The organism is Leifsonia poae, from assembly GCF_027921845.1.
Lineage (GTDB): Bacteria > Actinomycetota > Actinomycetes > Actinomycetales > Microbacteriaceae > Leifsonia > Leifsonia poae.
The window spans coordinates 837,763-852,196 of record NZ_BSEN01000015.1; the positions used below are offsets into that span (position 1 = coordinate 837,763).

General features: G+C 69.8%; 16 protein-coding genes. 8 read left to right on the forward strand and 8 right to left on the reverse strand.

What is annotated here, in order from left to right; translation table 11 throughout:
- Nucleotides 1–31: 31 nt before the first annotated feature.
- Together PKE84_RS18770 and PKE84_RS18775 are read right to left on the reverse strand one after the other, a co-directional pair.
- On the reverse strand, nucleotides 32–433 hold the full coding sequence (locus tag PKE84_RS18770) for a DUF6855 family protein (RefSeq protein ID WP_271178762.1): 402 nt from the start codon (nucleotides 431–433) through the stop codon (nucleotides 32–34).
- Nucleotides 434–470: 37 nt separating this feature from the next.
- A complete protein-coding gene (locus PKE84_RS18775) occupies nucleotides 471–971 on the reverse strand; it encodes an FBP domain-containing protein (RefSeq protein ID WP_271178763.1) in 501 nt (166 codons plus the stop codon).
- Nucleotides 972–1,040: 69 nt separating this feature from the next.
- On the opposite strand from PKE84_RS18775, the gene trxA reads away from it, so the two are divergent.
- Nucleotides 1,041–1,367, forward strand: coding sequence for a thioredoxin (gene trxA / locus PKE84_RS18780; RefSeq protein ID WP_271178764.1), 327 nt, complete (start codon nucleotides 1,041–1,043; stop codon nucleotides 1,365–1,367).
- Here the strand turns inward: trxA and PKE84_RS18785 are convergent.
- The gene (locus tag PKE84_RS18785) at nucleotides 1,360–2,169 is read right to left on the reverse strand and encodes an MBL fold metallo-hydrolase (protein WP_271178765.1); all 810 of its coding nucleotides are present in this window, start codon (nucleotides 2,167–2,169) and stop codon (nucleotides 1,360–1,362) included. The genes trxA and PKE84_RS18785 overlap by 8 nt on opposite strands.
- A gap of 111 nt (nucleotides 2,170–2,280) precedes the next feature.
- Between PKE84_RS18785 and PKE84_RS18790 the strand changes: the two genes are divergently transcribed.
- From PKE84_RS18790 to PKE84_RS18800, 3 genes are all read left to right on the forward strand, one after another.
- On the forward strand, nucleotides 2,281–3,081 hold the full coding sequence (locus PKE84_RS18790) for an alpha/beta hydrolase (protein ID WP_271178766.1): 801 nt from the start codon (nucleotides 2,281–2,283) through the stop codon (nucleotides 3,079–3,081).
- A gap of 69 nt (nucleotides 3,082–3,150) precedes the next feature.
- Nucleotides 3,151–4,179: an LLM class flavin-dependent oxidoreductase gene (locus tag PKE84_RS18795; protein ID WP_271178767.1), complete on the forward strand. Its 1,029-nt coding sequence runs from the start codon at nucleotides 3,151–3,153 to the stop codon at nucleotides 4,177–4,179.
- 151 nt (nucleotides 4,180–4,330) lie between these two features.
- Nucleotides 4,331–5,260: a hypothetical protein gene (locus PKE84_RS18800; RefSeq protein WP_271178768.1), complete on the forward strand. Its 930-nt coding sequence runs from the start codon at nucleotides 4,331–4,333 to the stop codon at nucleotides 5,258–5,260.
- A gap of 24 nt (nucleotides 5,261–5,284) precedes the next feature.
- Here the strand turns inward: PKE84_RS18800 and PKE84_RS18805 are convergent, their stop codons facing one another.
- On the reverse strand, nucleotides 5,285–5,761 hold the full coding sequence (locus PKE84_RS18805; RefSeq protein WP_271178769.1) for a VOC family protein: 477 nt from the start codon (nucleotides 5,759–5,761) through the stop codon (nucleotides 5,285–5,287).
- Between the two features lie 103 nt (nucleotides 5,762–5,864).
- Between PKE84_RS18805 and PKE84_RS18810 the strand changes: the two genes are divergently transcribed.
- Entirely contained in the window at nucleotides 5,865–6,641 is a 777-nt protein-coding gene (locus PKE84_RS18810; protein ID WP_271178770.1) for an SGNH/GDSL hydrolase family protein, read from the forward strand.
- Between the two features lie 14 nt (nucleotides 6,642–6,655).
- Here PKE84_RS18810 and PKE84_RS18815 read toward each other — a convergent pair whose 3' ends face one another.
- A complete protein-coding gene (locus PKE84_RS18815; RefSeq protein WP_271178771.1) occupies nucleotides 6,656–9,088 on the reverse strand; it encodes a phosphoketolase family protein in 2,433 nt (810 codons plus the stop codon).
- A gap of 50 nt (nucleotides 9,089–9,138) precedes the next feature.
- Between PKE84_RS18815 and PKE84_RS18820 the strand changes: the two genes are divergently transcribed.
- The 3 genes from PKE84_RS18820 to PKE84_RS18830 are packed head-to-tail and all read left to right on the forward strand — an operon-like array spanning nucleotide 9,139 to nucleotide 11,510.
- A complete protein-coding gene (locus tag PKE84_RS18820; RefSeq protein ID WP_271178772.1) occupies nucleotides 9,139–9,993 on the forward strand; it encodes an alpha/beta fold hydrolase in 855 nt (284 codons plus the stop codon).
- 9 nt (nucleotides 9,994–10,002) lie between these two features.
- Nucleotides 10,003–10,593: a GNAT family N-acetyltransferase gene (locus tag PKE84_RS18825; RefSeq protein ID WP_271178773.1), complete on the forward strand. Its 591-nt coding sequence runs from the start codon at nucleotides 10,003–10,005 to the stop codon at nucleotides 10,591–10,593.
- Between the two features lie 17 nt (nucleotides 10,594–10,610).
- Nucleotides 10,611–11,510: an EamA family transporter gene (locus PKE84_RS18830; protein WP_271178774.1), complete on the forward strand. Its 900-nt coding sequence runs from the start codon at nucleotides 10,611–10,613 to the stop codon at nucleotides 11,508–11,510.
- A gap of 6 nt (nucleotides 11,511–11,516) precedes the next feature.
- On the opposite strand, the gene PKE84_RS18835 is transcribed toward PKE84_RS18830, so the two are convergent.
- Genes PKE84_RS18835 through PKE84_RS18845 form a run of 3 tightly spaced genes read right to left on the reverse strand, consistent with a single transcriptional unit; the run spans nucleotide 11,517 to nucleotide 14,402 of the window.
- On the reverse strand, nucleotides 11,517–12,398 hold the full coding sequence (locus tag PKE84_RS18835; RefSeq protein ID WP_271178775.1) for an ABC transporter permease: 882 nt from the start codon (nucleotides 12,396–12,398) through the stop codon (nucleotides 11,517–11,519).
- Entirely contained in the window at nucleotides 12,385–13,329 is a 945-nt protein-coding gene (locus PKE84_RS18840; protein WP_271178776.1) for an ABC transporter ATP-binding protein, read from the reverse strand. The genes PKE84_RS18835 and PKE84_RS18840 overlap by 14 nt, the downstream gene beginning before the upstream one ends.
- Nucleotides 13,326–14,402, reverse strand: coding sequence for a LolA family protein (locus PKE84_RS18845; RefSeq protein ID WP_271178777.1), 1,077 nt, complete (start codon nucleotides 14,400–14,402; stop codon nucleotides 13,326–13,328). The genes PKE84_RS18840 and PKE84_RS18845 overlap by 4 nt, the downstream gene beginning before the upstream one ends.
- Nucleotides 14,403–14,434: the final 32 nt, after the last annotated feature.

A 14,434-nucleotide genomic window follows, 5' to 3' on the forward strand; every position in this document is an offset into this window, starting at 1 on the left:
GCGTCAGGCCACCCTATCGGCCCGGATGCCGTCAGAGCGCGCGTACCCGGTTGTTCCGTGCGTCGTGCGTGAGTTCGGCGAGACCGAGCGCCTCGAGCAGCGGTGGCAGGTACATCCCGAACCGTCCCCGGTAGCCCTTGCGCAGGCCGTACCAGCCACCCACCGGGTTGGACTCGTCACGTCCCCACGCCTCCACCGTCCCTGCGGCGGCCTGCTTCTGCTCGTCGGCGGCGCCGAGCGGCACCCAGTCACCCTGTTCGCGCAGCCACGCCGCGAGATCGTCGATCGCGCTGAGGTGGTATTTGAGGGTCGTCGGCCCCACCTGGCACACCAGCGCGGGTGGGTCGCCCGCCTCGTCACGCCACATCGAATACTCCGACGATCCGGGGGCCGTCTTCAGGAGCCACGGGTCGTCCTTCGTGCCGTCGGCCATCGTGGCCTCCTTCTCGAGGGATAAATCGAGTATGCGGCTAGATGCGCGCGCCCACCACCGTGTTGGCGAAACGGCGGGCGCGCTCGGCGAGCCCGGCGATGCGGTCGGCGACCACCAGGTCGGCATCGAAGCCGACGTACGAGGGCGGCGGGGTGCGGCGCACGTTCTCGCAGCACTCGAAACCACCGCACAGCAGCGTGCCGACGGTGTCGCCGTTGCGGCCGGCCTGCCCCGCCCGCTTGGCCACGTACAGGTACACGTCGTGGGTGAGATGCACGTCTTGGCACCAGCCGCACATCGTGGGCGCGTGGGAGCGCATCGACGCCTCGGATGCCCGCAGCACGATACCGACCGGACCGTTCTCCGTCGGAACCACCACATAGCCGCGCTGCGGCACGCGGGGATCGCGCCAGCCGAGATACTCGCGGCGGGACCAGTCCACCTCGTGGAGCCCCGGCGGCATGGGGAGTTCGGCGGCCTCGCTGCGAGAGCAGTTCACGAACGCGTCGCGGATCTCGGCCTGCGAAAGGATGTCCATGCTTTTTCCTCCTCCTCCATGCTGTCACAGCTTGACCTTGCCCCTGGGGTCACGGTCTAACCTCGCCGCATGACTCACCTCACTGCTGTCACCGACGCCACCTTCGACCAGACGGTACTCTCCGCCGACAAGACCACCATCGTCGAGTTCTGGGCCCCGTGGTGCGGGCCGTGCCGGGCACTCTCGCCCATCCTCGAGCGGCTCGCCGAGGAGCACGCCGACACCATCACGATCCTCAAGATCAACGCTGACGAGAACCTGAAGTCGGCTATGGAGTACCACGCGATGTCGCTTCCGGTGATGAAGGTCTTCCAGGGCGGCGAAGTGGTGAAGACGATCGTCGGCGCCAAGCCCAAGCCGGCGCTCGAGTTCGAGCTGGCGCCCTACCTCACGTGAGGTGGTCGTTCGCGCCGGTGACCCACGCGATGTAGCGGTCGGCCGAGCGCAGCACCGCGCCCCGCGCATCCTGGAGCACGGAGTTGCCCAGGTTGCCGTAGAGCCGGTCGAACGGCCGTTCGCACACCGCATCGGCCACCCGCCGCGCCACCGCCCCCGAGAGCGGGATGTCGTTCGGGTAGCTGCGCTGGAACGTCACCCAGCGACCGGACGGGCCGGGGAACACCGTGTCGCCGGAGAGCACCACGCCGCGATCCCAGTGCACCACCGCACTGCCGGGGAAGTGGCCGCCGATCGTGCGCAGCGTCACCCCGGGGAGCACCTCGCGCTCCCCCGACCAGGTCTGGATGCACGGCTCCTCGCGTTGCACCCACCGACGGTCGCGCTCGTGCACCAGCACCGGGACGTCTCCGAGCAGCCGGGACCACGACGTCTGCGCCCCGAACATGTGCGGGTGGCTGGTGGCGATCACGGATACACCGCCGAGGGCGCGCACCGCAGCGGCCGCATCCTCATCGACGTAGCCGGTCGGGTCCCACAGCAGGTTGCCCTCCGGCGTGCGCAGGAGCATGCTCTGCTGACCGATGCCCACCTTCGGTTCGGACCGGAGAGCATAGAGGTCGGGTTCGAGTTCGGAGACGCCGATGCGCTCGCCGTCCGACGCGAGCTGCTGAAGCGAGGTCCACACCTGACCTGTGGGTGGCACGTACTGCCGTTCGTCCTCGCAGATCGGACAGTTCACCGGATGCTCCGCGCCCGCCGGATACTCGACGGCGCACGTCGCGCACAACCAATCGACCATGCGGAGACCATACTCCCCGGTCAGCCATTGCTTGCGGCCGCACGCCGGGAATAGCCTGTGCCTGCGACACCCGATCTCCCCTCCTCGACGTTCTTCGAAAGGTACGAGCACATGGCGAATCAACCGGTGATCTTCATCCACGGCCTCTGGCTCCACGGCACCAGCTGGCAACCCTGGATCGAGTTCTTCCAGAACGAAGGATTCGACGCGGTCGCGCCGGGCTGGCCCGGCGAGAAAGACACCGTCGCCGAGACGCGCGAGCACGCCGACGACGTCGCCGGCAAGAGTATCGACGAAGTGACGGACCATTTCGCGAAGATCATCGACGGCTACGACCAGCCGCCGATCATCATCGGCCACTCGTTCGGCGGTCTGATCACCGAAAAGTTGCTCGGCCTCGGCTACGGCAATGCCGGCGTCGCAATCGACCCGGCACAGATCAAGGGCGTGCTCCCGCTCCCGCTCGCGCAGCTCAAGGCCGGGCTGCCCGCCCTCGGCAATCCGGCGAACATCAGCAAGGCGGTCAGCCTGACGGAGAAGGAGTTCAAGTACGGCTTCGGCAACGCGCTCACCGACGAGGAGTCCAAGGAGCTCTACGACGCCTGGACCATCCCGTCGACGGTGCGCCCGCTCTTCCAGGCCGCCGCGGCCAACTTCACGCTGCACTCCCAGGCCGCCGTGGACACCAAGAACGAAGACCGCGGCCCGCTGCTGCTGATCTCGGGCACGGCCGACCACACGGTCCCGGATGTCACGACCGACGCCACGATGAAGCAGTATCGCGACTCCAACGCGGTGACCGAGCTGATCAAGTTCCACGGCCGCGGGCACTCGCTGACCATCGACCACGGCTGGCACGACGTCGCCACCGAGGTGCTGGTCTGGCTCCGCCAGCAGCACGTCGGCGACTGACACCCGCAAACCGACATCGACGCCGGGCGCCGCCGGGGCAGGAATACCGGCGGCGTCACCGGCCTTGGGATGAACGTGAAACGCATCGGATTCCTCTCCTTCGGACACTGGCAGCCGATCCCCGGCTCGGTCTCTCGCACGGCCTCGGATGCTCTGCTCCAGTCGATCGACCTCGCGGTCGCGGCCGAAGAGGTCGGGATCGACGGCGCCTACGTGCGCGTGCATCATTTCGCCCGCCAGCTCGCCTCGCCGTTCCCGCTGCTCGCGGCGATGGGCGCCCGCACCAGCCGCATCGAGCTGGGCACCGCGGTGATCGACATGCGCTATGAGAACCCGCTGTACATGGCCGAGGATGCCGCGGCGGCCGACCTCATCAGCGGCGGCCGGCTCCAGCTCGGCATCAGCCGGGGATCACCCGAGACGGCATTGCAGGGGTACGAGTCCTTCGGCTACGCGCCGAACGACGGTGAGACCGACGCGGATCTCGCCCGGCGCCACACGGAGGTGTTCCGGGCGGTGATCGCAGGTGCGGGCGCGGCGATGTCGAACCCGCAGATGACCGGGGTCGAGCAGCCGCTGGCGATCGAACCACGCTCGGAGACCCTGCCCGACCGCATCTGGTGGGGCTCGGGCACACGGCAGACGGCGGTCTGGACGGCCGAGCAGGGCATGAACCTGATGAGCTCGACGCTGCTCACCGAAGACACCGGCGTGCCGTTCGGAGACCTGCAGGCGGAACAGATCCGGCTGTACCGCGAGGCCTGGGCGGAGGCCGGCTGGGAGCGCGAGCCTCGCGTCTCGGTCAGCCGCAGCATCCTGCCGATCACGAACGACCTGGACCGGCGCTACTTCGGGGCGACGGCGCTCGGCGAGCGCACCGACCAGCTCGGCCACCTCGACGGCGGCATCGCCCGGTTCGGCAAGACCTACGCCGGGGACCCGGAGCAGATCGTCGAGGAGCTGCGCGACGATGCGGCGGTGCGCGACGCGGACACCGTGCTGGTGACGGTCCCGAACCAGCTCGGGGTCGAGTACAACGCCCACCTGCTCGAGACGATCGCCACCCAGATCGCGCCCGCGCTCGGCTGGCGCGACTGACCCCGGCCGCCTGGCCGGCTGCGGTGCACACCCCCTCGAAGACGGGGCACCGGCCGTCGTGGCACCCGCTGGCGCGCGCGGCACACCACCTGACAGAATGAGTGCGCTGCACACCCGAAGCGCGGCGACGACAACGACGAAGGGGTGTGCTGTGCCTGCGTTCAGGGTGAGATCGGTGGTGGTGAGTGCGCTCGCCGGCGCGATCGTCGCGGGAGGATCGCTGATCGCCGCGGCCCCCGCCGTCGCGGTGCAGAACAGCACCGAGGGCTCCGCTCCCTCCGCCATCACCAGCATGTGGGCGTGGGGCAACCCGATCGATCCGGCGACGGATGCGCGTGGCCTCGGCCAACCGCAGTTCGAGCCCGCCGCCCTCGTCGCGTTCGCTCAGGAGCACCACCTGCGCTCGGTCTACCTGTCGGTGCCGTGGGCGGCCAACCAGGGCGCCTTCGCCACCTGGCTGCCCGAAGCCGTCGCCGCACTGCACGACGCTGGCATCTCGGTGTCGGCGCTCGGCGGCGACTCCGGATGGACGACCCAGCCGTCGCTCGCCGCGCAATGGGTGACCGATGCCCTGAGCACCGCCCCGTTCGATGCTGTGCAGTTCGACGTCGAGCCGTGGGCGGGCATCCCGAACCCGGATCTCGCCACGATCGTGCCCCAGTACGCGGCGATGCTCGACGCGGCGCGCACCGCCGCGGGCGATGTGCCGATCGGGGCCGACCTCCCCTGGTGGCTCGCCGCGCATCCGGTCGGCGACGGCACCGCGTTCGACGCGCTCCTGCCGCACCTGCAGAGCGTCGCGATCGTCGCCTTCTCCGATCACGCCGCCGGATCCGACGGGATCATCGCGCTCGCGGAGCCCGCCGCTCAGGCCGCCGCCACCGCCGCCGTGCCGTTCACGATCGGCGTCGAGACGGACACCCCCGCCGCGGCCGGCGGCGCCCAGTACACCTTCGGCGACGACTCGCCGGTGGCTCTCGAGACGGAGACCGCGCTCGTGCGATCGCACTTCTCGACCACCGCCGGGTACGGCGGCGTCACTGTCGAGCACCTGCTCGCCTGGCAGACGCTTCTCGGCTGACCCCGTCCCGCCTCTCGGCTGCGCTCAGGCGGCGTCGGCGGCGGCTTCGAGGGCCGCGATGTCGAGCTTGCCCATCGAGAGCATGGCCTCGGTGGCGCGGCGCACCCGAGCCGGGTCCGGATCGGAGAACAGCCGGTCGAGCGCGGTCGGCACGATCTGCCACGACAGCCCCCAGCGGTCTTTGAGCCAGCCGCACTGGCTGGGCTCGCCGCCATCGGCGATGAGGGCGTTCCAGAGGCGGTCGATCTCCTCCTGCGTCTCGACCTGCACCATGAACGAGACCGCCTCGGTGAACGGGAACAGCGGCCCGCCGTTCAGCGCTCCGACCTCCATACCGTCGATCTCGAACCGCACGGTCGTGACGCCGGCCGCCTGACCCGGCGCGTCGTCTCCGAACCGCCTCACCTCGAGGATGCGCGAGTTCGGAAAGAGCGAGACATAGAATTCGGCAGCCTGCTCGGCCTGGTCATCGAACCACAGGTACGGGGAAATGGTTTGCATCGCGGTACTCCTTCACGTCTGGTCGCGCGTCGATGCGCGTCTGAGTGGATCGTTCTGTGGGGCACGTGCGGCCCATGGTACGCGCGACGGGTAGCGTAGCTATGTGTTTACGAGTTACATCGCCATCGGCGACAGTTTCACCGAGGGTGTCGGCGACGAGCTTCCCGACGGACGCACGCGGGGCTGGGCCGACTTCGTCGCCCTCGGTCTCGCCGCGGCGTCGAGTGAGCCGGTGCGCTACGCCAACCTCGCCATCCGCGGTCGCAAGCTCGGCCCGCTCATCACCGAGCAGCTGCAGCCGGCGATCGATCAGCGACCCCAGCTCATCAGCCTGAACGGAGGCGGCAACGACATCATGCGGCCCAAGGTGTCGATGGAGTCGGTGGTCACCATGCTCGACGATGCCGCCACGCGCGTCACCGCCGCCGGGCTGCACATGCTGCTTCTCAGCGGCGCCAATCCGACCGCGCACCTTCCGCTCGGATCAGTGATGCGGCGTCGTGGCGACGAGCTCGACGCGGCCGTACGCGCTCGACTCCCCCTCGACAACGTGACCTTCGTCGACAACTGGGTCGACGAAGGTCTCGGTGACATCCGGTACTGGTCCGTCGACCGGCTGCACCTCAACTCCCTCGGGCACGCCCGGGTGGCGAGCAACGTGCTCACCGCCCTGGGCGTTCCCGTGCCCGCCGAATGGGGCGTCGACGAGGTCGCGGCCGCCCCGGCCGGCGAGAAGTCCCGCCGCACCGTGGACTACTACCGCCGCTACGTGCTGCCCTGGATCGGCCGCCGCCTCACGGGTCGGTCGTCGGGCGACGGCCGCACGGCCAAGATCCCGTCGCTCACGATCGTCGACCCGTCGGCGGCCGCCCCGCTCTGAGGCTGAGCCCGCCGTCAGTCGTTGTCGCCGCCCGTCGTGTCGAGGCGAGTACCCTTTGTGCCGCCGCCCCACGCCCATTCGGCGACCTCGGGGATGTCCTCTCCGTGCTCCCGCGTGTACTGACGCGCCCGCAGCCGGGCATCCTGCATCTCCTGGCGGAAGGCGCCCTCGCGCTCGCCGAGCCCGGGCACCCGGTCGAGTACATCGATCACCAGGTGGTACCGGTCGAGGTCGTTGAGCATCACCATGTCGAACGGCGTCGTGGTGGTGCCCTCCTCCTTGTACCCGCGCACGTGCAGATTGGAGTGGCCGTTGCGCCGATACGTCAGCCGGTGGATCAGCCACGGATACCCGTGATAGGCGAACACCACCGGCTTGCCCGTCGTGAACAGTGCGTCGTACTCGCGGTCGTTCAGGCCGTGCGGATGCTCCCCCTCGCTCTGCAGGCGCATTAGGTCGACCACGTTGACCACCCGCACGCGCAGCGACGGGATGCGCTCGCGCAGGATCGACGCCGCCGCCAGCACCTCGAGGGTCGGGACGTCCCCCGCACAGGCGAGCACCACGTCGGGCTCTTCGCCCTCGACCTCGGTTCCTGCCCAGTCGAAGATGCCGATCCCGCGAGTGCAGTGCTCGATCGCCTCCTGCATCGTCAGCCAGTTGGGGGCCGGCTGCTTGCCGGCCACGACGACGTTGACGTAGTCCACCGACCGCAGGCAGTGGTCGTAGGTCGAGAGCAGGGTGTTGGCGTCGAACGGCAGGTACACCCGCACGACGTCGGCCTTCTTGTTGATGACGTGATCGATGAATCCCGGGTCCTGGTGCGAGGCGCCGTTGTGATCCTGGCGCCAGACATGGGAGCTCAGCAGGTAGTTGAGCGACGAGACCGGCCGGCGCCACGGGATGTGGCGTGACGTCTTGAGCCACTTGGCGTGCTGGTTGAACATCGAGTCGACGATGTGGATGAACGCCTCGTACGAGGTGATGACGCCGTGCCGCCCGGTGAGCAGGTATCCCTCGAGCCAGCCCTGGCACTGATGCTCGCTGAGCATCTCCATCACCCGCCCGCTCGGCGCGAGGTGGTTGTCGTCGTCGATCGGCCAGCGCTCGGCGTTCCACTGCTTGTCCGTCACCTCGAAGACGGCCTGGAGGCGATTGGAGGCCACCTCGTCGGGCCCGAACAGCCGGAACGTCTCGGGGTTGTCGATCATCACGTCGCGCAGCCATTCGCCGAGGACCTTCGTGGCCTCGGCGACCGTCTCGCCGGGAGCAGGAACGTCGACGGCGTAGTCGCGGAAGTCGCGCAGCCGGAGGTCTTTGCGCAGCAGGCCGCCGTTGGCGACCGGGTTGGCGCTCATCCTCCGGTCGCCCTCTGGCGCCAGCCCCGTGATCAGGGGCAGCGGAGCGCCCTCGTCGTCGAACAATTCTTCCGGGCGGTATGAGGCGAGCCACGATTCGAGCAGCTTGGTGTGCGCCTCGGTGTCCCGCGCATCCGCCAGCGGCACCTGGTGCGAGCGCCAGTTGTTCTCGGCCGGGTGGCCGTCGATCTCCTTCGGGCAGGTCCACCCCTTCGGCGTGCGCAGGATCAGCATCGGCCACGCGGGCCGCTCGGTGAGGTCTCCCGCCTTCGCCGCACGCTTGATGCCCGCGATCTGGTCGAGGATCTCGTCCATCGTCTGGGCCATGCGCTCGTGCACGGCGCGCGGATCCTCCCCGTCGAAGCCTCCGGACACGACATACGGCGTGTGACCGTACCCGCGCATCAGCTCGAGCAGCTCCTTCTCCGGGATGCGCGCCAGCACCGTCGGGTTTGCGATCTTGTACCCGTTGAGGTGCAGGATGGGCAGCACGACGCCGTCGGTCGCCGGATCGAGGAACTTGTTCGAGTGCCACGCCGTGGCGAGCGGCCCGGTCTCGGCCTCGCCGTCGCCGACGACGGCTGCGACCAGCAGGTCGGGGTTGTCGAACGCCGCGCCGTAGGCGTGCGAGAGGGAGTAGCCGAGCTCACCGCCCTCGTGGATGGAGCCCGGCGTCTCCGGCGCCGCGTGACTCGGGATGCCACCGGGGAACGAGAACTGGCGGAAGAGCTTGCGTATGCCGTCGGCCGTGCGGTCGATGCGCGGATAGATCTCGCTGTAGGTGCCGTCGAGGTAGGCGCTCGCGACCACCCCCGGCCCGCCGTGCCCTGGACCGGCGATGAAGATCGTGTCCAGGTCCCGCTCCTGGATGACGCGGTTGAGGTGCGCGTAGATGAAGTTCAGCCCGGGCGTGGTGCCCCAGTGGCCGAGAAGCCGGGGCTTGATGTGGTCCCGGGTCAGCGGCTCGCGCAGCAGCGGATTGTCCAGCAGATAGATCTGTCCGACGGAGAGATAGTTGGCGGCGCGCCACCAGGCATCCAATCGGTCGAGCGTTTCGGACGTGAGCGCGGCGGACGTGCGAGTTCTCATCGAGTACCTTCCCCTTTTTCGGCATCCTACGCGTGGGTCCGCTCCGAACTATGACTATGGAGAGAACGTTCATCGACACCTCGCTCGGCTGCGTGGCGGTACGCCACGGCGTGCGCGAGTCCGGCACGGCGACCATCCTGCTCCACGGCGCGGCCGGGTCCTGGACCACGTGGCGCGCAGCGATCGCTGCGGCCGAGACCGGAGGCGCGGTGGCCGACCTCGTCGTTCCCGATCTCCCCGGCTGGGGCGACTCCCCGGCCGACGACCTCTCCCGCGTGGATGCTCAGACCCTCGCAGCCTCGGTCGCGACGGTCGCCCGTGCGCTCGGCTACGAACACTGGCGCGTGGTCGGTCACTCCCTCGGCGGGTTCATCGCCCTCGAACTCGCCGCCGCCGAACCGGTGGCCACCGAATCGGTGCTCCTCGTCTCGGCCACGACGCTGGGCGGCCGGGGCGACCGGCTCTCCGCGTTCATGCGATTGGTGCACTATCCGCTGCTCGTGGGACTGCTGCAGGGCATCCGGCTGCTCCTCCTGCTCGGGCCGTTCGCCGCGCGCTTCGTGCGGGCGCTCGACCGGTCCGGCGTGCTCCCGATCCTCGCCGCGCCGCTCTTCGCCCGCACCGATCGCACGGCGGTGCACGAGCTCGCCCGCGACCTGCGGCCGGGAGCGTTCGTGCGCGCGATGCAGTGCGCGCACGACTACCCGGCGGAGGAGCGCTGGTCGCGCATCCGGTGCCCGGTGGTCGGCCTGCACGGCGACCGTGACGTCTTCGTCGGCCGGAACGACGACGAACTGCTTACCGGGATCATCCCCCAGTACCGTGCGATCGCGGTGCCGGCGACCGGGCACTTCGGCCACGTCGAGCATCCGACCCTACTGGCCGGTGCCCTGCACGCCCGCTAAATTGTGCGTATGGCTGACTCGATCACCGTCGAACCCGTGCGCGACGAACTGTGGCCCGAACTCGAGCGCGTCTTCGGCGAGCGGGGCGACCCGTCCGGATGCTGGTGCCAGTGGTTCAAGCTGACGGGAACGCAGTATCGCGAGCTGCCACGGGAGCAGAAGGCCGACCTGCTGCACACGTCCATCGCAACCGACCCGGCGCCCGGCGTGATCGCATGGATCGACGGCGAGCCCGTCGGCTGGGCGGCGGTCGAACCGTTCTCGGCCTACCCGGCGCTCGCACGATCTCCGATCACCAAGCGCCTTCCCGGCGATCCGGCCGACCCGTGGGCGGTCACCTGCTTCGTGGTGCGCGACGGCTTCCGCAAGCGCGGCGTCGCGCACGCGCTGCTCGACGGCGCCGTCTCCTTCGCCGGCGAACACGGAGCTGACGTCATCGAGGGGTATCCCGTCGACACCGAGGTACGGCCGGGACTCTCGAGCGCCGAGCGGTTCCACGGCACCGTCTCGCTCTTCCGCTCCGCCGGATTCGACGTGGTGCGGCGCCCGTCGACGACCCGCGCGATCATGCGCCTGACGCCGCACGCGGCGGCGCACTGACCCCGTAAGCTCGACGGGTGAGCTCCGCACCCGACCGTCCTGCACGCCGGACGCTGATCGGGGCGGGAACCCAGGTCGGCACCGAGGTCAGCATCAATTTCGGCTCCTCGATCGCCGGGCTGCTCATCCCGATCGTCGGTTCCGTGGTGGTCGTGGCGGTGCGGCAGGTGATCACGGCGATCGCCGTGCTTCCGTTCTACCGCCCGAAGCGCGCCGAGCTGACCTGGCGGCGGCTCTGGCCGGCTCTGCTGCTCGGGCTCGTGCTGGTCTCGATGAATCTGAGCTTCTACGAAGCGGTCGGACGCCTCGGGCTCGGCATCGCGGCGACCATCGAGTTCCTCGGACCGTTCGCCCTCGCCCTCGCCGGGTCGCGCCGAGTGCTCGATGTGCTCTGCGCGGTCGTCGCCGCCGGAGGCGTCGTACTCCTCACCGGAACGGAAGGGGCGATCGACCCGATCGGCGTCGTGCTCGCTCTGACAGCCGCCGCGTCGTGGGCCGCCTACATCCTGCTCACCCGGCGCGTCGCGCTGCGCCTGCCCGGCTTGGAGGGGCTCAGTGTCGCAAGCGTGGTCGCCACCGTCGTCCTGCTGCCTATCGCGCTCATCATCGTCGACTACTCGCGGCTCGACTGGACCGTGATCGGGCTGCTGGTCGCGGCCGGCATCCTCTCCTCCGCCATCCCGTACAGCCTCGACACCTTCATCCTGCGGCGCATCCCGCCGCGCCTGTACGCGGTCATCACCAGCTTCGGGCCGGTGATCGCGACGATGTTCGGCGTGCTGGTGCTGCACGAGCACTTCTCAGCGGTGCAGCTCGCCGGCATCGTGATCGTCTGCCTCGCCGCCGGCGTCACGATCGCAACGCAGCGCGAGCATCCGCGCTCCGACCTCGAGGGAACCGCCGAGACCATTCCGTAGCCGACGCTACGAGAGGATGTCCTTCGTCGTGAACCGGCCGACCGCGAGCGCACCGAAGACCGCGATGTAGCCGAGCTGAAGCACAGCGTTGCTGCCGAAGGAATCCCAGGAGATGGGCTGGCGCAGCAGGTCGGCGAATCCGAACCAGTAGCGGCTGAACAGCCAGGGGTGGATGGCGTCGAGCTGCGGCAGCTGGTCGAGCACCTGCGAGACCACCGACAGCACGATCGTGGCCGCCATCGCCCCGACAGGGACATCGGTCAGGGTCGAGAGGAACAGGCCGATCGCGCACAGACCGAGCAGCGAGACGGTCACGTAGGCCGCGATCGCCAGCAGACGCAGGAAGGCGTCTCCCAGGCTCACCACGGTGCCCGAGAGCAGCGTCACCGGACCGATCGGGAATAGGACGGCGCCGATCGCCGACCCGGCGAGGATGACGACCAGGGTCGCGACGATGCAGAACACCGCGGCGCCCGCGTACTTCACCGCGAGCAACCGGATGCGTCCCGCCGGCGCGATCACCAGGTAGCGCAGGGTGCCGTGGCTGGCCTCGCCCGCGATCGTGTCGCCCGCCACGACGCCGACGGTCAGGGGCAGGAAGAGCGGAACGCACACCACGAGGGCGGTGAACCCGACGAACAGGCCGTTCGCGGTGATCTGGTCGAGGAAGGCGGGGCCGCGACCGGCGTCGGGGCCACCGCGCACGCGCACGGCGACCGCGATCAGGATGGGCACCGCCGCCAGTGCGGCGAGCATCGCCCACGTGCGCCAGCGACGGAAGAGCACCCAGAGCTCCGACCAGAGCAGCGACCAGCCGGCCGACGGTCGCGGTCGTCCCTGCGCCGCGAAGGCCCCGGAGCCCGAGACGGCCGCCTCACTGCTCGACATCGAATCCCTCCCCGGTCAGCGCGACGAAGCGTTCCTCGAGGGTCGAACCGTGCACGCTGAAGCCGCGGACCCGCACGTCGGCGGCGACAAGCGCGGCGACGACGCTCTCTGCGGACGGGCCGGCTTCGGGAAATGCAGCGTCGACCACGCCGTCCTCCGCTGCGGCGTCGGCGAGCCCGAGGCGGGTGAACACTTCGACCGCCGCCGCCGGATCCGGCGTCTCCAGGCGGACCCGCGGAATCCCGGCGCCGCGCAGCTCGTCGAGGGATCCCTGGGCGACCAGTCGCCCGGTGCGCATGATGGCCGCGTGCGTGCAGATCTGCTCGATCTCGGCCAGCAGGTGGCTGGAGACGAAGACGGTGGTCCCTTCGTCGGCCAGCGACCGGATGAGCGAGCGCACCTCCCTGGTGCCCTGCGGGTCGAGCCCGTTGGTCGGTTCATCGAGCACGAGCAGATCGCGGTCGGTGAGCAGCGCTCCCGCGATGCCGAGCCGCTGCTTCATGCCCAGCGAGTACGCCCGTACATTGCGACCCGCTGCGTGCGAGAGGCCGACGCGCTCCAGCGCCGCGGCCACCCTCGCACGCCGCGTCGCCGGAGGCGCGTACCGATCGGCGGTGTCGCGGCGCAGCAGGTTCGCCGTTCCGGAGAGATATGGGGCGAAAGCGGGACCCTCGACGAGGGCGCCCACGCGAGGCAGCACGTGCGCACCGCGGGCGGGCATGGTCTCGCCGAGCAGCCGGATGTCGCCGGCCGTCGCGTTGACCAGCCCCAGCAGCATGCGGATGGTGGTCGTCTTGCCCGAGCCGTTGGGGCCGAGGAAGCCGAAGACGGCGCCGCGCGGTACGAGCAGGTCGAGCCCGTCGACGACCGTCCGCGACCCGAACCTCTTGGAGAGGCCGCTCGTCGCGATCGCGGCGTCGGGTTGCGTCACTTGGCGGCGGCGGCTTCGAGGGCCGACACCGGAACGGCGCCCGCGAGTACGCGGCCGTCGTCGGTGAGCAGCACCGAGACGAGGGACGTGCTGAAGGCGCGGCCACCGGGAACGGCGGTCGTCAGTTGGGCGAACAGCGGCGACGAGGTCACCGATGCCGGCACGGCGCCGACGGACGCGGTGACGATGCTGCTCCAGCCGGAACCGCTCACGACCGGCTCGGGGTGATCGGCGGCTTTCCCTTTGTCGGACGCCCTCGCGTGGGAGCCGGGGGCCGGGAGCGCCTGCTCGGTCACCGTGGCTCCGGCCGGCGGGGTGAAGGCGAACACGTCGGCAGAGGGGGCCGACGGGTCGAATGTGCTGAACGCGACCTCGAAGGCCGGCGTGGACTGTCCCCGCGCATCCACCTGCACGCTGAGGGGGACGCCGGTGGCGCCGTCCACCGCGATCGAGACGGAGCCGACGAGGGTCGCCGACGTGCGTGGAGTCAGCACCAGGTCGTAGGCGTCACGGCCGGCGACCTTCGTGTTGTCGCCGAGGGTGACCGCTGTGCTGTCGTCGACAGCGGCCAGGAAGCGCTGGGCGAGCTGGGCAGGCGTGGTGGTCGAGGCATCCGGCGTCGTCTTCTCGGCCGTGCGGCTCGGCAGGGTGACGTGGGTCACCTTCGTGCCCGTGGAGGTGTACAGCCAGACATCGGAGCCGTTTCTGACGACGTCACGCTCAGCGAGCTGGTCGAGCACCTGAACGCGCGCCTTCGTCGGCCCGTCCGCGTAGACCTTGGCGGTGTGCGACCCGGTGAGCAGTTCCAGTGCGTCGGATGCGTCGGACGACGAGCTGGAGGCGGCCCCGCCGCCGCTCACACTCGGCATCGACGGCAGCCCGAGGTCGGAACTCTGCTCGATGGTGCCGGAGAAAGCGCGGACGTCGCTGGCTGCGACGAGCTTCAGCACATCCGACGGAGTCTTCGACGGCAGGTCGGCGGCTCCAGCGGCCATCGGGGCGATGAGCGCTCCCGCAGCGATCGCAGCCGGGATCACGGCTGCCGGCAACCAACGGACCCAGCGACGTTTCATGGGATCGAGACTACGCCGGTCATGCGTGCGTG